The organism is Streptomyces sp. NPDC055025, assembly GCF_053608565.1.
The window spans coordinates 56,448-72,488 of sequence record NZ_JBSGVS010000031.1 but is presented as its reverse complement, the minus strand read 5'-3'; the positions used below and the strand labels follow the sequence as shown (position 1 = coordinate 72,488).

Below are 16,041 nucleotides of genomic sequence, written 5' to 3'. Positions count from 1 at the left end.
TCCCCCTTACATCGAGGCCGGGGGGCGGCGCCGGTACGGGTGAGGCCGGCGGAGTCACCCGGCCCACGGGCGGGGTGCGGGGGTCTCCGCCCATGCGGACGCCCCCCATGGGCGCTCGCCCATGGGGGGCGTCCCCCGGCCCGGAAGGCGGAAAACCGGAAGACCGTCAGGCTGTCGGGCCGGAAGACCGTCAGGCTGTCAGGCCGTCAGCGACTCCCGTCGTAGAGAAGATCGAAGCGGGCGAGCGTCGGCCACGGCGAGAAGGACAGGCGGAACCGCCGGTCTGTGCGCCACAGGTGGGGAATCACGCTCTTCTGGATCGGTTCTCGGGCACCGGGGCGGGCGGGTCCGGTACCGCGGCGGCCCCCGAGGACGACCGCCGCACCGGTGGGCAGAGGTCCAGGAGTTCTTCCGGCTTGTGCAGCACCACATCGGGCCGGGCGGCGAGCAGCGTGTCCGCGTCGCCCTCACCCCAGAGCGCCGCGACCGCCGTCACCCCCGCTCCGCAGGCGCTGGCCAGGTCGGTGACGGCGTCGCCGACCATCATGGCCCGGTCCGCCCGCGCGCCGAGCAGGTCGAGCGCGTGCAGCACGATGTCGGGGGCCGGCTTGGGGCGCGCCACCTCGTCCGAGCCGATCACATGGTCGAAATGGCCGATGATGCCCAGGATTTCGAGCAGGGACCGTGCGCGCACACCGCTCTTGCCGGTCGCGATGGCGAGGCGGATCTCCCGCGCGTTCAGCTCGGTCAGCAGGTTCTTGATGCCGTCGAAGACGGTGACCTGATGGGCCAGCCGGTGGCTCTCCCGGACGAAGGGCCCCTCCATCTCCAGCGGCAGCCCCATGATCTTCATGATGTCCGGGAAGTACCGGCCGAGGTGCCGGCTGTACTCCTCGAACGGCGCGGGCTCGTCGCCCACCACCTCGGCGTGGGCGATCCGGAACGCCTCGCGCATGACGGCGAAGCTGTCCACGATCACTCCGTCGAGGTCGAACACCACCGTGTCGAACGCGTCAGGCACGGGCACGGGTGACCTCCTGTGTGCGGGCAGGACGCCGGGGGATCCAGGCGGAGTCGTAGAACCGCTCGATCGCCCCGATCATCTGGCGGGCGGGTCCGATCGCCCTGCCCCGGCTCGCCGGATCGGCCAGCAGGGCGGGGAGTTCGTCGAGCTGGCGGACGTACTCGGCGCCGATGGGCTCCTCGGGCACCGGCACCTCCTCCGTGACACCGTTACGGGTCCGGCTGAGCACCGAGCCGGCCCGCCGGTTGGTGCTGAATCCGAAGGTGCAGGTCAGCGTGGCCGTTCCGGCGCCGCCCTCGACGGTGATCCGGGTGGTGTCACGGGCCTCGTGGGACGCCCAGCTGGCGCGCAGCGCGACCGAGACGCCGTCGGCGGTGACCAGGAAACCGCGGGCGGTGTCCTCCACGTCACCGGCGCCGCCGTCCTCCTTCGCCGCGTGCCAGGCGGCCTGTACGGAGCTGTCGTTGACGAAGTCGGTGGAGACCGTGCCGACGATCTGCTCGAAGACGGCGGGGCCCAGCAGCGGGCCGACCGAGTCGAGCAGATGCCAGCCGAGATCGACCAGCGCGCCGCCGCCCGCCAGCCGGCGGTCGGTGAACCAGCCGCCGGCGCCGGGCACGCCGCGGGCGCGGACCCAGGAGAGGTCCACATGCCGCAGCGGGCCGGTCTCCTCGGCCAGGTCGTGCAGCGCCCGCACATCGGCGCGGTAGCGGGCGGCGCTGCCGGCGAGCAGCACCGCGCCGCCGCGCCGTTCGGCCGCGGCCAGCAGGTCCGCCTCCTCGACGCTCAGACACACGGGCTTCTCCAGGAAGACCGGGATGCCGCGGTCGAGCAGCCGGCAGGCGATCGGGCTGTGCAGATGGTTGGGGACCGCCACGACGGCGAGGTCCACCTCGGCCGGGTCCAGCGCGTCAAGATCGGCCAGCGCGACGGTGATGCCCTGACCGGCGGCGAGGGCCCGGGTCTTCGCGTCCGGTTCCACCACGGCGACGACCTGGTAGGCGGAGTGCTCGGCCAGCCGGGGCAGCCAGATCGACCGCCCCGCCCAGCCGAACCCCACGAGAGCGACGCGCAGCCGCGGGGCCTCGCTCATGCCGTCTCCAGGGCATCGGCGATGATCTCCGCGACCTGGTGCATCTGCTGCTCGGTGCCGAGCAGGGTGCGGTGGTGCAGCCAGATGCCCTCGGTGGCGATCTTCTCCGTGTTGGGGCAGCGCTCGGCGATGGCCTCCACCGTCTCGTCGGGCGCCCCGGTCTCCCAGAAGCCGTCGGTGCGGTAGATCGCGCGGAAGACGACAAAGGCGGGCAGCCCCCTGGCCACCAGCTCCTGGACCAGCGCGTCGCGCCTCTCCTCGGTGAAGCCGGGGACCCGGAACATGGCCATGTAGTGCGGGATGCGGTCGGCGCGCTCGTCGCGGCCCTGGGGCACCACGCCCGGAATCCCGGCGAGCAGTTCCTTCAGGACCACCGACCGGCTCTCACGTGTCTCGATCTGGGCGTCGAGGCGTTCGAGCTGGGCGCGCAGCACGCTCGCGGAGAACTCGTTCATCCGGAAGTTGGAGCCCGAGGTCTTGTGGAAGTACTTCTTGTCCGTCGGCGGCCGGCCGCAGCTGTGCCGCAGGAACGCCTCGTCGCGGGACTTCTCGTCGGGGAAGAGCACCAGACCGCCCTCGCCCGCGGTCATCAGCTTGCCGTTCTGGAAGCTGAAGGCGGCGATGGAGCCCAGTTCGCCGGCCTTCCTGCCCTCCCACTGGCTGCCGTGCGCGTGCGCCGCGTCCTGGATGATCTCGGCGCCGCTGTCGGCGGAGAGCTTGCCCAGGGCGCCCATGTCGCAGAAGTGGCCCGCCATGTGCACCGGCATGATGGCCTTGGTCCGCGGGGTGATCGCCGCCCCGGCGGCCGCGGCGTCGAGGCAGTACGTGTCGAGGTCCACGTCGACGGGGACGGCGACCGCGCCGAGCCGCTGCGCGGCCTGGGACGAGGAGATGAAGGTGAACGCCGGCACGATCACCTCGTCACCGGGGCCGACGCCCATCACCTGGAGGGCGAGCTCCAGCGCGTGGGTGCCGTTGGTGACGGCCAGGGCGTGCTCGGAACCGTGGTAGGCGGCGAACTCCCGCTCGAACGAGTCGACCTCGCTGCCGCCCATGCGCCACCACTGGCCCTGCTCCAGCGCGCGCAGCAGGGCCGTCCGTTCCTCGTCGCCGTACTGCGGCCACGCGGGGAGCTGGGGGGCCGGGTGCTGATTAGCCATAATTCTGGATTCCCTGAATTCTCTGAGGTTTTAACGGCGGATGAAACCAGCAGAAGACCAACATGGGGCACGCTAACCAGCGGCGGGCTTTAGTGTCATCCCCCTACCGTCCCCCCTACATCGCCCTTATCACCGGTCCGTAGTGCCTCTTCCGCTTACCCCGGACGTCGTTCTTTGCTAGACCTTTGAGGCGAACGGATCCGGTGTCCGCATTGAGGCGGCAACACCGGTCGGCGACTAATCCGAATGCGAGGAATGGTGTCCGAACTGCTTTTGCTGAACGGGCCGAACCTTGGAATACTCGGGCGGCGCGAACCCGGGATCTACGGCACCGACACCCTCGCGGACATCGAGAAGGCCGTGGCCGGGGAGGTCGCGGAGCGCGGCTGGAAGGTCGTTTCGGTCCAGCGCGAGTCCGAGGGCGAGCTGATCCAGCGGATCCACGAGTCCTGGGACACGGTGGGCGCGATCGTCAACCCCGGCGCGCTGATGATGGCGGGCTGGAGCCTGCGGGACGCGCTCGCCGCCTATCCGCGGCCCTGGATCGAGGTCCATCTGTCGAATGTGTGGGCGCGGGAGACATTCCGTCACGAGTCGGTGCTCGCGCCGCTGGCGCACGGCGTGATCGTCGGTCTCGGAGCGTTCGGCTACCGGCTCGCGGCACGGGCCCTGATGGAGAAGGTCCCCGTCTGATTTCCGGAGCGGGCGTCGACCGATCTCCGGAGCCGGCGTCGACGCCCTCCGGAATCCCCACCTCCGGAATCCCCACCACCGGAATCTCCGCCTCTGGAATCTCCGCCTCTGGCGTCACCCATCTCTGGAGTCGTCATCAGCTATCTGGGAATCGACATCGGCGGCACCAAGGTCGCTCTGCGGGCCGAGGGCGAGGGGCGGAGCAGCCAGGAGACGTCCTTCCGCTGGCCGTCCCCCGCGAATGTCACCGCGGACGTCGCCGCCGACGTCACCGCGAATGTCACCGCGGACCTGGCGGCCCTGACCACGCATGTCGCCGCGCTCCGCGAGCGGTGGGAGGCACCGTTCACCTCGGTCGGCGTGGCGGTGCCGGCCACGCTGGACGGCTCGGGCCGCGTCGTGGTCTGGCCGGGGCGTCCGGTGTGGGAGGGGCTTCAGCTGCGCCGCGTGCTGGGCGATCTGTTCCCCGAGGCCGCGGTGGGCTGGGCCGACGACGGCGACCTCGCCGCGATCGCCGAGGCCGACCGGGCGGGCTGCCGCGATGTCGTGTATCTCGGCGTCGGGACCGGGATCGGCGGCGGGATGGTGCTGGACGGGCGCTCAGTCCCCGGTCCCGCGCGCGGGTCCGCCGAACTCGGCCACATGATCGTCGACGCGTCCGGGGCCCGGTGCGACTGCGGCCGGACCGGCTGCGTACAGGCCATGGCCTCCGGCCCCGCGACCCTGCGCAGGGCGGGCGAACTCAAGGGCGAGCCGGTCGCGTTCGACGAGCTGCGGAGCGGCCTCGCGGCCGGCGAGCCATGGGCGGTGTCCTCGGTGGAGGCGAGCTGCGCCGCGCTGGGCGCGGCGGTGATCAGCCTGTGCGAGCTGGTCCGCCCGGAGCTGGTGCTGATCGGCGGCGGCTTCGCCACCGGGCTGCCGGGCTTCGTCGACACCGTCGCCGCACACACCCGGCGGCTGAGCCGGCCGGGCACTCCCGCGCCGCGTATGGCGGCAGCCGCCCTGGGCGGGCTGTCCTCCCTGCACGGCGCCCTGTTACTGGCCAGACGAGAGGGATCCGCGTGACCACCGAAACCGCCCGCAGTGAACCCGACCGGAATGAACCCGCCCGGACGACCGAACCGCCACGGACGATAGACGTCGCCCTGGGCGAGCGGGGCTACCCCGTCCATATCGGCCCCGGGGTCCGGCACCTGCTCCCCGAGATCGTCGCCGGTCTCGGCGCGCGCCGGGTGGCCGTGGTCACGGCCCGGCCGACGGAGTGGACCCCCGACCCCGGCGTCCCCCATCTGGTGATCCGGGCCCGCGACGGCGAGAAGGACAAGTCGCTGGCGTGGGTGGAGGAGATGTGCCGCCGGTTCGCCGAGTTGGGGCTGACCCGCACCGACGTGGTGGTCTCCTGCGGCGGCGGCACCACCACCGACGCGGTCGGCCTGGCCGCGGCGCTCTACCACCGCGGTATCCCCGTCGTCCATCTGCCCACCTCGCTGCTGGCCCAGGTCGACGCCAGCGTCGGCGGGAAGACCGCGGTGAACCTGCCCCAGGGCAAGAACCTGGTCGGCGCCTACTGGCAGCCCCGGGCCGTGCTCTGCGACACCGACTATCTGCGGACCCTGCCGGAGCGGGAGCGGATCAACGGCTACGGCGAGATCGCGCGCTGCCACTTCATCGGCGCCCCCGACCTGCTCGGCCTCCCGGTCACCGAGCAGATCGCCGCGAGCGTCGCGCTCAAGGCGTCGGTCGTCGCCGCCGACGAACGTGACACGAACCTGCGGCACATCCTCAACTACGGGCACACCCTCGGCCACGCGCTCGAACGGGCCACCGACTTCCGGCTGCGGCACGGCGAAGGGGTCGCGATCGGCACGGTGTTCGCGGGACGGCTCGCCGGCGCGCTCGGCCGGATCGGCGAGAAGCGGGCCGAAGAGCATCTGGAGGTCGTCACCGGGTACGGACTCCCGGCCCGGCTGCCCGCGGGCGTCGGCACGGACCGGCTCACCGCCCTCATGCGGCTGGACAAGAAGCGGTTCAACGGCGCGGGAGCGGACGGGCTGGCCTTCGTGCTCGACGGGCCGGACGGCGCGGAGCTGGTACGGGACGTCCCCGAGGAGATCGTCAGGGCCACGCTCGACGCCATGCCCCGGGAGAGCGAACTCCCTGAGACCGGAGTCCGGGAGGGCGACTGACATGCCCGGCATCAGCGGCACGACACGGCTGTTCGCCGTCCTCGGCGACCCCGTCGACCAGGTACGCGCCCCCGAACTGCTCAACCCGCTCTTCGAGAGCCTGGGCCTGGACGCCGTCCTGTTCCCCGTACACGTCCGCCCCGAGCACCTCGGCGAGGTCGTCCGGGGGCTGCGGCACACCGGAAACCTCGACGGGCTGCTCATCACCGTGCCCCACAAGATCGAGATCCGCCGGTACGCCGACGAGCTGAGCCGGGCCGTCACGGTCTCCGGAAGCGCGAACGCCCTGCGGCGCGAGCCCGACGGCCGCTGGTTCGCGGACAACTTCGACGGCGTCGGCTTCGTGAGGGGTCTGGAGAGCCAGGGGCACGACATGACCGGCAGGCGGTGCGCCCTGGTGGGCGCGGGCGGCGCCGGGGCCGCGATCGCGACCGCCCTGCTCGACGCCGGCGCCGAGCGTCTGGCCGTCCACGACCCCGACACCGCCCGGCTGGATCATCTGCTGGGCCGCCTGGAGGAGCTGTGGCCGGGCCGGGCGACCGGCGGCGCCTCGCCCCTCCTGGACGATGTGGCGCTGGCCGTCAACGCCACCCCCCTCGGTCTGCGGACGGAGGACCCGCTGCCGTTCGACCCGGAGGACCTGAAGTCGGACACCGTGGTGGCCGACATCATCATGAAACCGCGGGAGACCCCCCTGCTCAGGGCCGCGGCCGCGCTCGGCCTCACGGTCCACCACGGCCACCACATGCTCGACCATCAGCTCGACCTGTATCGAACATTCTTCCGGCTGGACTCCGGAAAAGGCTGACCACCGCCCCGCGACATGGCCGGTAATCCCCCATCGCCCGCCAGTGGGCGCACGATTCCCGGCCAATGGGCGGCGTTCGTCAATCATGGGTGCCGGGGCGGCTGGACGCACCCCATGACGGAGGATTTGTACGAACATCAGCATGGGGGATGCCTGGTGTCCGGACCTGGACTGATCGAACGCGATGAACACCTGCTGCACATTGACCGTGTGTTGGCGGACTGTGTCACCCAGCGGGGCCGGGCGGTCCTGATGGAGGGGCCGCACGGCTGCGGGAAGACCGAACTTCAGCGGATTTTCGCCGAGCGGTCGGAGGCCTCGGGCTTCCGTCTTTTCGGCGCCGTCTGTTCCCCGGCGGAACGGACGGTGCCCTTCGGGGTGGTCAACCAGCTCTTCGGCCACATCTGCTGGCCCGACGGCCCGGCCGCGCCCCGCGGGGCGCGGCTGCTGGAGCGGCTGGCGGCGATGGCGGCGGGCGACGCCCCGCCCACCGCGCCGAAGTCGGCGGACGAGGTGCGGATCCACAGCGAGCTGGCGTATCTGCTGGGCGAGCTGGCCGCCCGGCAGCCGATCCTGATCGGTGCGGACGACCTGCGCCACGCGGACGGGCCGTCCCTGAACGTCCTGCTGCACCTCTTCCGGTGGGCCGGGTCGGCGCGGCGTGTCCTGCTCGTCCTCACCGACGAGCCGTCGCTGCGCCCGCCGGCACTGCGCACGCTCACCGAGCTGTCGGGCCTGCCGCATGTCCATCGGCTCACACTGACACCGCTGTCCGGCGCGGGGGCCGAGCGTCTGATCGCCGAACGGCTGGGCCGGCAGACCGCGCTGCGGCTCGGTGCGGACTTCCGCGCCGTCGGCGGCGGCAACCCGCTGCTGCTGAACGGCCTGATCGAGGACCACCTCAGGACGGGCGACGGCCCCCGGCCCAGCGGCTACGGCACGGCGCTGCTGAACTGTCTGCGCCATGCCGACCCCGTGGTGACACAGGTCGTACGGGCCCTGGCCGTGCTGGGCGACGACTCCTCGCCGGCGGAGCTGGGCCGGCTGGCCGGCTGGGACACGGCGGTGGCCAACCAGGCCCTGCGCGCGCTCGACGCGGCCGATCTGCTCGACCGGGGACGGTTCCGGCACCCCGTGGCCCGGACGGCGATCCTCGACGACCTGAGCAGCGCGGACCGCGCCGAACTGCACCGGCGCGCCGCGGACCTCCTGCACGACCGGGGTGCGACGGCGCCGCGGGTGGCCCACCATCTCGTGGCCGCCGATCACACACACGCGCCATGGACCACCGACGTACTGTCCGAGGCGGCCCGGCACGCCCTGATCGACGACGACGTGGAGCTGGCCGCCGACTGCCTGCGGCTGGCACACCGGTCCTGCGCCGACGAGTCGGCCCGCGCCGCGATCAGGGCACGGCTCGCGGCAGCCGAATGGCAGGTCGACCCGGCCCTGGCCACCCGCCACTTCGCGCCGCTCGCCGCCGCCGCGCGGACCGGCCGGCTGCGCCTCACCGACAGCACGGTGCTGGTCAGAAACCTGCTGTGGCACGGCCGGGACGAGGAGGCGGCCGGCCTCGTCGGTCTGCTCCGCGCCCGCGCCGAGCAGACCGACGCGGCCTCCCGGACCGAGACGGCGGGCGCCTCGGGGAACGACGCCTGCGGGCTGCGCGACCTGGAGGCATGGCTGGCGTACACCTATCCGCCGCTGGCCGCCGAGCGGCGCGCCTTCCATCCGGCCGCCGACCGTCCCCCGCTGCCGCACGGACGTGGCGGACACCTCCAGGACGATCTGATCGCGCCGGACGTCGATCCGCAGCTGCGGTCGGTCGCCGTGATGACCGACGCGCTGCTGCGCGACCGGGGCCACGAGGTCGCCGACCGCGCCGGGCAGGTGCTCCGTGATCTGCCGCTGCACCGCCGCAGCCCCTGGACGGAGGACGCGGTGCTGCTGGCGCTCCAGGTCCTTCTCCTGGCGGACCGGCTCAGCTCCACCGTGTCCTGGTGCGACTGGCTCTCGCCCGGGGCGGAGATCGGCGCGCCCCCGACCCTGCGGGCGTTCCTCACCGCCGCGCGCGGCGGGGCCGCTCTGCACCGGGGCATTCCGGCCGCCGCCGCCGAGGACGCCCGCGCGGCCCTGACCGCGCTGCCGCCGACGTCGTGGGGAGTGGCGGTGGGGCTGCCGCTCGGTATCTCGATCCTGGCCCGCACCCGGCTGGGCGAGTTCGACGAGGCCGCCAGGGAACTGGCGCGTCCGGTGCCCGAGGAGATGTTCCGGAGCTTCTACGCGACGTACTACCTCTACGCCCGCGGCCACTACCACCTCGCCACCGATCACGGTCACGCCGCGCTGGCCGACTTCCTGACCTGCGGTGAGCTGCTGCGTGACTGGGGACTGGACGCGATCGGCCTGCTGCCCTGGCGCACCGACGCCGCCGAGGCGTGGCTGAAGCTGGGCAATCCGGGCCAGGCCCGCAGGCTCGCCCAGGAGCAGCTGCGGCGATCGGGTCCCGGCACCTCCAGGACCCGTGGGCCGGCGCTGCGGGTCCTCGCCGCCGTCAGCCCGCCCGGCCGCCGGCTGCCGCTGCTCACCGAGGCGATCGATCTGGCCGAAGCCGCGGACGACCGGTTCGAGCAGGCCAAGGTGCTGGCCGAGCTCAGCAGGGTGTACCACACGGCCAAGAACAAACGGCGCGCGCGGCTGATGCTGCGCCAGGCGCTCCATCTGACCAACACGGGCTCGATGCGGCAGCTGGCCCAGGAGCTTCTGTCGGTCTCCGCGGAGCTGGGCGGCACCGGGGCCACGGCCGACGCGCCGGAGGGAATCGGATCGCTCACCGATTCGGAGCGCCGGGTCGCGGCCCTGGCCGTGCTGGGACACACGAACCGCGAGATCGCGACCCGGCTCTACATCACGTCCAGCACCGTGGAGCAGCATCTGACCCGGGTCTACAGGAAGCTCAGGATTCGGCACCGAGGAGAACTGCCGGCCGAGCTGTGGGGCGGGCTCTCAAGAACCGGATGATTTGCTTGTGGTCGAATTCCGGCCAATTTTATTCCGAGTGAATCCGAGCCCGACAAGGAATAGCCTCGTGAAAGGGTGGAGACCAACCATCCGGAACCAGAGGTTCGCTCATTGATACCCCACGACGATGCCCGACGCCCCCCACCCGCCCGTGCCGCACCCCGGCCGACCGCTCCCCGCGAACGCGGCGGGCACGACCCCGGGGAGCCGGGCACCACCGACCGCTCACGCACCCGGTGTGCGCCCCGTCGCCGCCGCCTCCCGAGCGCACGCCGACCGCGCCCGGGACCGCGGCGTCCCGGACACCGGAGTCCCCCGCGGCCGGACGGTGTCCGGCCCGTACCGGGCAGCCCGTACCCGCGTCCTCACCTCGATTGAGACCGCCGGAAGTCCACCGGCGCGTCACCTCGGTCCTGGCTGCGGCGCAGCGTCGCCACGCATGCCTCGTCCTCACCCGTCGAGCACGGCCGTGCTCATGGAACAAGCAGTGAACACGGAAAGACCCGTGCGTGTACAGGGCCCACAAGGCCGAGGAGCCTTTTCACGATTGGAATGTGGATGCGGTTCAACATCTTAGGCACGCTGGAAGCGACGAAGGACGACACCAGGATTCTGCTCGGCGGAGTCAATCAGCGGGCGATCCTGGGATTTCTGCTGCTGCATGTGAACGAAGTGACGCCCACCGGTGATCTGGTGAAGGCGCTGTGGGGCGACGAGCCACCCCCGACCGCCCGGAAAATGGTGCAGAACGGGGTCGCCGGGCTGCGCAGGGCGTTCTCGGGCGAATACTCCGTCTCGCTCGACACGATGCAGCCCGGCTATCTACTGCGCGCCAATCCGCGCGAGACCGACCTGTGGCACTTCCGCAAACTGGTGAAGCAGGGCCGGTCGGCGTTCCGCGCCGGGGAGTGGGACTCCACGTCCCGGCTGCTGCGCGAGGCTCTCGCGCTGTGGCGCGGGCCCGCCCTGGCCGATCTGACCGACGCGGTCGGCCGCTGGCCGGAGCTGACCCGGCTCTACGAGGAGCGGCTGGCCGCCCTCGAAGTGTGCCTGGAGGCCGAGCTGGCCCTCGGCCTGCACCGCGAACTGATCGGTGAGATGGCGTCCCTCGTCGAGGAGAGACCGACCAGCGAGCGGCTGTGCCGGCTGTTCATGCTGGCGCTGTACCGGTGCGGGCGGCAGTCCGAGGCGCTGGCCGCGTACCGGCGCACCCGCAGCAGACTGGCGGACGAGTTCGGTCTCGACCCCGGCCCCGAACTACAGGTGCTGGAGCGTCAGATCCTCAACCAGCACCCGGCGCTGGCCTCACCGGCGGCCGGTGCGCTGCCCGGGGCGGGGGAGGCGTTCGCCCGGACGGACGGGATCCCCGGGGCGGCGGACGGCCTCCACGCGGCGGCGGTGACGGCGGCCGTGACGGCGCACGGCGCGCGGATTCCCGCCGGGCCCGCCGGGAATCCGGCCGGGAAGGGCGCGGCACCGTCGGACACCGGCCCGGACGGCCCGGCCACGGGCGCCCCTTCGGCGCCCGTGCCGTGGGACGCCGGGATCACGGGTGCGGCCGAGCGCAAGTACGCCAGCATCGTGCTGATCCAGACCTGTGTGAACGGCGCGACGGACGATCCCGAGTCGGTCGAGGAGGCGACGGCGGACGTGAACCGGGTCGTCCGGGACGTGGCGGCGCGCTTCGGCGGGCTCCTGCGCGCACCGCTCGGCACCGTCCGCCCGATGGTCTTCGGCTTCCCGAGGGCGTACGAGAACGACCCCGAGCGCGCGGTCCGCGCGGCGCTGACCATCCGGGACCGGCTGCCTCCGGCCTCCGGCCGCGCCACCGTCCGGCTCGCGGTGGCCACCGGCGAGGTCCTGGCGACGTACCGGACCGCGGGCGACGCCGCGCCCGCCGGGCTGACCGGCGGCGTCCTGGACACCTGCATAGGGCTGCTGTCCCGTACCCGGCCGGGCGGTGTGCGCGCCTGCGAGGTCACCCTGCGGGCGGCCGGCACGCTCTTCCACCGTGCCGGCGGCGGACCGGACCAGGGCTGGGAGATCACCGCCGCCCGGCCGCGGGCGGCGGCCCCGCCGCCGGCCACGCGGATGGTGGGCCGGGAACGGGAACTGGAGAGCCTGCTGAAGCTGCTGGACGAGGTCCGCAGGCGCCGGCGGCCGCATTTGGTCACGCTGTTCGGCGAGCCCGGCCTCGGCAAGAGCCGCCTGGTCGCCGAGTTCCGGCGCGCGGTGCGGGACCTGGCCGACCCCGGGCCCCGGCTGTCCTGGTACGCCAAGTCTTTCGGCGCCGACGGCCTGGACACCTCGGCGACGGGCGCCCGCGCGGGCCTGGGAACGGACACCGTGTTCGCCGCCCTTCAGGAGGCCCCGGACGCCCCGGCGGGCGCGAGCGGTCCGGCGAGCCTGAGCGGTCCGGCGGGCCCGAGCAGCCCGGTGGGTCCGAGCGGTCCGGCGGGTTCGGTGTGTCTGTTCGGCGCGGGGGGCCCGTACGGCCCGGGGGGCCCGGGTGGCCCTGACGTGGAGATCGGCTCGCCCGGCCGGGACGGCCGGCGCGGCCAGGGCGGCCAGGAACGGCGCCGGTCCCCGGCGAGCGCGGCGTTCACGGCCTGGCAGCACCACCTTGAGGAAGCCGCGGCCGAGGGACCCGTCGTGGTCTTCCTCGAAGACCTGCACAGAGCCGACGCCGACCTGCTCGACCATCTGGAGGACCTCACCGAACGGCTGGCCAGGGTGCCCCTGCTCCTCGTCGCCACGGCCCGCCCCGAGCTGCGGCAGCACCGGCCCGGCTGGGGCCGCGACAGGCCGGGGGCCACCGCGATCACCCTCGACCCGCTGTCCGACGACGCGGCCGAGGAACTGCTGAACAGCCTGCTGAACGGCCCGTCGCGGCACGAGGACCCGACGGGACCCGCGGCGCAGCCGGGGCAGACGGGCCCGGCGGAACCGGACGGCTGCCCGAAAGCTCCCGCCGTCCGCGAGAGCGGGGCCCGCGAGCTGGTCCCCCTCGTCGGGGGCAACCCGCTGTTCGCCCGGGAGTACGCGGCCGCGCCGCCGGCACGACCGACGGGCGGGCCACCGCCGCCTCCCCCGCTGGTCCGCGGCGTGATCACCGCCCGTCTCGACACCCTGCCGCCGGCCGAGAAGGCCGTGCTGCGGGAAGTCACCGTGCTCGGCGAGCAGTTGTCGGCCGGCGGTGTGGCGGCGCTGACCGGGCTGGACCCGGCCAGAACGGCGGAGGTGTTACTGAGCCTGGAGGAGAAGGGCTTCCTGCACCGCGTCTGGCACGACGCGCGGCCGGAGGAGACCGGTTACGGCTTCCGCCAGGCACTCGTCCGCGATCTCGCGTACGCGCAGCTGCCGCGCAAGACCCGTGTCGTCCTGCACCGGCGGGCAGCCGCCTGGATCGCCGGACTCCCGCCGCACCGGGGGGATCTACTCGTCCACCACTACCGGTGGTTGGTGGCGCTGACCACGTCCACGTCCACCGGGCGTCCCGACGCCGCCATGGTGACGGAGGCGTACGAGACGCTCACCGCGGCCGGTGACCGGGCCGCCGCCGCGGGCGCCTACCGGACGGCCACGCGATGTCATCGCAGCGCACACGAACTGCGCCTGTGCGCCGCCTCGCGCCGGCGGTTCCTCCTCCCCCCGCAGAGTCCCGCACCGGCCGCCCCGGCGGAGACCGCCTCCACCGGCCCCTGCCCGGCACGGGAGGACGTCACGACATCACCGGGCGGCTGACGCAGGTCCGCTTCGAAGAAGTCGTGAACAAGTTTCTTCGCCGATTCAGCAGATCCCAGCCGCGGGTCCAGGTCGATGGGCAATCAAGGGGCAACGGTGAAGCTGCGACCGGCCTCCCAGATTCTGCGACGTGACCTTTGAGGCGTCGGTACGATCCGAGGATCGAGCAGGCCTGAGGAGGTCCATCAGCCCAGCTGCTCAACCGCCTCCAGGGCTATTTGCTCGAAGACGCCCTCGTCCGCGGCGAAGTCCGAGTCCGGGATGGGCCAGTGGATCACGATCTCGGTGAAGCCGAGTTCCCGGTGCTCGCCGACGAAGTCCACGAAAGCGCCGAGGGACTCCAGGGGACGACCGCGGTCCGGGGTGAAACCGGTGAGCAGGATCTTGTCCATGGCGTCGGCGTGGCGGCCGGCGTCCACGCATGCCTTGCCCAGCTTCTCGACCTGGTCGCGCAGGGCCAGTCGGGACTGCTCAGGGGTGCCCGCCTCGTACAGCTTGGGGTCTCCCGTGGTCACCCACGCCTGGCCGTGGCGCGCGGCAAGCCGCAGCCCGCGTGGGCCGGTGGCAGCCACCGCGAAGGGCAGGCGGGGACGCTGAACGCAGCCGGGAATGGTGCGCGCCTCGTGCGCCGCGTAGAAGTCGCCGCCGAGCGAGACACCGTTCGTGCCGTCCTGGGTCAGCAGCCGGTCGAGCAGCGGAACGAACTCGGCGAACCGGTCCGCACGCTCCCTCGGCGTCCAGGGCTCCTGCCCGAGCACAGTGGCATCGAAGCCGTTGCCGCCCGCGCCGATGCCCAGCGTGATCCGGCCGCCGGAGATGTCGTCCAGCGAGATCAACTCCTTGGCAAGGGTTACCGGGTGGCGAAAATTCGGTGAGGTTACGAGGGTGCCCAGGCGCAGGCGCTCCGTGGCGGTCGCGGCGGCGGTGAGCGTGGGCAGCGCGCCGAACCAGGGGCCGTCCCGAAAGGTCCGCCAGGACAGGTGGTCATACGTGTAGGCGGCATGGAACCCCAGCTCTTCGGCACGCCGCCAGCGCTCGCGGCCTCCCTCGTGCCAGCGGTGGACGGGAAGGATCACGGTGCTCAGGCGCAAGGTCATACGACGAGCCTACGACCACGCAAACCCCCGCAGTTCCGGCGCCTGCCTCCTCCCGATCCCCGGCACGGACTTCGCCGCCGACCAGGGCGTCTTCGAGAAGATCGCCACCGACGGCGCCGCGCGGCTCGGCTGAACGCCGCCCCGAAGCGGCGCGGTCGCGCGGCGCCCGACACGCCCTCCCCCGAAAGAGGTTCGGCGCCCGGCTTCTCAGATGTGCGCCCCTCCGCACGCCCGTGCGCGACCGTACGGGAGAATGGCGCCGTGACCCCGCCTGCTGACTCCCCGCTGCCCGCCCGGCCCCGGCTGATCGCCACCGATCTCGACGGCACCCTGCTGCGCGACGACAAGTCCGTCTCGGACCGTACGATCGCCGCGCTCAAGGGCGCCGAGGACGCGGGCATCGAGGTCTTCTTCGTCACCGGGCGCCCGGCCCGCTGGATGGGGGTCGTCAGCGAGCATGTGCACGGCCACGGCATGGCCATCTGTGCCAACGGCGCCGCGGTGGTCGATCTGCGGGCCGACGGAGAACTGCTGAAGGTCCGTCCGCTGGACCGGGAGACGGCGCTGGACGTCGTACAGACCCTGCGCGACGCCGCCCCGGGGACGGCGTTCGCGGTCGAGATGACCAACGGCATCAACTACGAGCCGACGTACCCGCCCTTCCTGGAGGACCCGGGCGCGACCGTCGCCACCGCGGAGAAGCTCCTCCGCGAGGCGTACGAGGAGACCGCGGGCCCGGTCGTCAAGCTGCTCGCCCACCACCCGGAACTGACACCCGACGGTTTCCTCACCGTGGCCCGTACGGCGGCGGGGGACCGGGCCACCATCACCCGGTCGAGCCCCACCGCGCTGCTGGAGATAAGCGCCCTGGGGGTGAGCAAGGCCAGCACGCTCGCGCTCTGCTGCGCGGAGCGCGGTGTCTCGTCCGACGAGGTCGTCGCCTTCGGAGACATGCCCAACGATCTGGAGATGCTGACCTGGGCCGGGACCTCGTACGCGATGGGCAACGCCCATCCGGATGTGCTCGCCGCCGCCTCCGGACGTACGGCCACGAACAACGAGGACGGCGTCGCGATCGTCATCGAGCGGATTCTCGCGCGGCTCCAGTAGGGCTTGGTCGGCCGGACGGGGACCCGGCGCGCGAGCGGCGAGCACCGCCCCCGTCGCGGCACCGGGGCCGGCGACGGGCCGTGTCACCCGCGGGAGCCGTCGCCG

Annotated in this window: 12 protein-coding genes; 8 read left to right on the top strand and 4 right to left on the bottom strand. The window is 72.7% G+C overall.

Features of this window, described 5'->3' with window-relative positions; all coding sequences use genetic code 11:
- Nucleotides 1-304 precede the first annotated feature (304 nt).
- Genes ACWGDX_RS20265 through ACWGDX_RS20255 form a run of 3 tightly spaced genes read right to left on the bottom strand, consistent with a single transcriptional unit; the run spans nucleotide 305 to nucleotide 3,277 of the window.
- Nucleotides 305-1,027: an HAD-IA family hydrolase gene (locus ACWGDX_RS20265; protein WP_453627368.1), complete on the bottom strand. Its 723-nt coding sequence runs from the start codon at nucleotides 1,025-1,027 to the stop codon at nucleotides 305-307.
- Nucleotides 1,014-2,117, bottom strand: a complete 1,104-nt coding sequence (locus tag ACWGDX_RS20260; RefSeq protein ID WP_453627366.1) for a Gfo/Idh/MocA family protein — start codon at nucleotides 2,115-2,117, stop codon at nucleotides 1,014-1,016. Before ACWGDX_RS20260 ends, ACWGDX_RS20265 begins: the two co-directional genes overlap by 14 nt.
- Complete coding sequence (locus ACWGDX_RS20255; protein ID WP_453627365.1) at nucleotides 2,114-3,277, bottom strand: DegT/DnrJ/EryC1/StrS family aminotransferase; 1,164 nt, start codon at nucleotides 3,275-3,277, stop codon at nucleotides 2,114-2,116. Before ACWGDX_RS20255 ends, ACWGDX_RS20260 begins: the two co-directional genes overlap by 4 nt.
- Before the next feature lie 258 nt (nucleotides 3,278-3,535).
- On the opposite strand from ACWGDX_RS20255, the gene ACWGDX_RS20250 reads away from it, so the two are divergent.
- The 6 genes from ACWGDX_RS20250 (at nucleotide 3,536) to ACWGDX_RS20225 (ending at nucleotide 13,729) form a co-directional block, all read left to right on the top strand.
- The gene (locus tag ACWGDX_RS20250) at nucleotides 3,536-3,970 is read left to right on the top strand and encodes a type II 3-dehydroquinate dehydratase (RefSeq protein ID WP_453627403.1); all 435 of its coding nucleotides are present in this window, start codon (nucleotides 3,536-3,538) and stop codon (nucleotides 3,968-3,970) included.
- Between the two features lie 93 nt (nucleotides 3,971-4,063).
- Nucleotides 4,064-5,035, top strand: a complete 972-nt coding sequence (locus ACWGDX_RS20245) for an ROK family protein (protein ID WP_453627401.1) — start codon at nucleotides 4,064-4,066, stop codon at nucleotides 5,033-5,035.
- A complete protein-coding gene (locus ACWGDX_RS20240; protein ID WP_453627363.1) occupies nucleotides 5,032-6,156 on the top strand; it encodes a 3-dehydroquinate synthase family protein in 1,125 nt (374 codons plus the stop codon). The genes ACWGDX_RS20245 and ACWGDX_RS20240 overlap by 4 nt, the downstream gene beginning before the upstream one ends.
- A 1-nt stretch (nucleotide 6,157) precedes the next feature.
- On the top strand, nucleotides 6,158-6,964 hold the full coding sequence (locus ACWGDX_RS20235) for a shikimate dehydrogenase family protein (RefSeq protein ID WP_453627361.1): 807 nt from the start codon (nucleotides 6,158-6,160) through the stop codon (nucleotides 6,962-6,964).
- Between the two features lie 156 nt (nucleotides 6,965-7,120).
- The gene (locus ACWGDX_RS20230; RefSeq protein WP_453627359.1) at nucleotides 7,121-9,985 is read left to right on the top strand and encodes an AAA family ATPase; all 2,865 of its coding nucleotides are present in this window, start codon (nucleotides 7,121-7,123) and stop codon (nucleotides 9,983-9,985) included.
- 558 nt (nucleotides 9,986-10,543) lie between these two features.
- On the top strand, nucleotides 10,544-13,729 hold the full coding sequence (locus tag ACWGDX_RS20225; RefSeq protein WP_453627357.1) for a BTAD domain-containing putative transcriptional regulator: 3,186 nt from the start codon (nucleotides 10,544-10,546) through the stop codon (nucleotides 13,727-13,729).
- Nucleotides 13,730-13,914: 185 nt separating this feature from the next.
- On the opposite strand, the gene ACWGDX_RS20220 is transcribed toward ACWGDX_RS20225, so the two are convergent.
- The gene (locus ACWGDX_RS20220; RefSeq protein WP_453627355.1) at nucleotides 13,915-14,826 is read right to left on the bottom strand and encodes an LLM class flavin-dependent oxidoreductase; all 912 of its coding nucleotides are present in this window, start codon (nucleotides 14,824-14,826) and stop codon (nucleotides 13,915-13,917) included.
- Between ACWGDX_RS20220 and ACWGDX_RS20215 the strand changes: the two genes are divergently transcribed.
- Both ACWGDX_RS20215 and ACWGDX_RS20210 read left to right on the top strand, forming a co-directional pair.
- On the top strand, nucleotides 14,807-14,959 hold the full coding sequence (locus ACWGDX_RS20215; RefSeq protein ID WP_453627353.1) for a hypothetical protein: 153 nt from the start codon (nucleotides 14,807-14,809) through the stop codon (nucleotides 14,957-14,959). The two genes, ACWGDX_RS20220 and ACWGDX_RS20215, sit on opposite strands and share 20 nt — an antisense overlap.
- Before the next feature lie 128 nt (nucleotides 14,960-15,087).
- Nucleotides 15,088-15,936, top strand: a complete 849-nt coding sequence (locus tag ACWGDX_RS20210) for a Cof-type HAD-IIB family hydrolase (protein ID WP_453627352.1) — start codon at nucleotides 15,088-15,090, stop codon at nucleotides 15,934-15,936.
- The last annotated feature ends 105 nt before the right edge of the window (nucleotides 15,937-16,041 follow it).

Bases quoted from the DNA above. Each gene is read 5' to 3' on its own strand.
- ACWGDX_RS20255 (WP_453627365.1), bottom strand. From the start codon at position 3,277: ATGGCTAATCAGCACCCGGCCCCCCAGCTCCCCGCGTGGCCGCAGTAC.
- ACWGDX_RS20220 (WP_453627355.1), bottom strand. From the start codon at position 14,826: ATGACCTTGCGCCTGAGCACCGTGATCCTTCCCGTCCACCGCTGGCAC.
- ACWGDX_RS20235 (WP_453627361.1), top strand. From the start codon at position 6,158: ATGCCCGGCATCAGCGGCACGACACGGCTGTTCGCCGTCCTCGGCGAC.
- ACWGDX_RS20260 (WP_453627366.1), bottom strand. From the start codon at position 2,117: ATGAGCGAGGCCCCGCGGCTGCGCGTCGCTCTCGTGGGGTTCGGCTGG.
- ACWGDX_RS20225 (WP_453627357.1), top strand. From the start codon at position 10,544: ATGCGGTTCAACATCTTAGGCACGCTGGAAGCGACGAAGGACGACACC.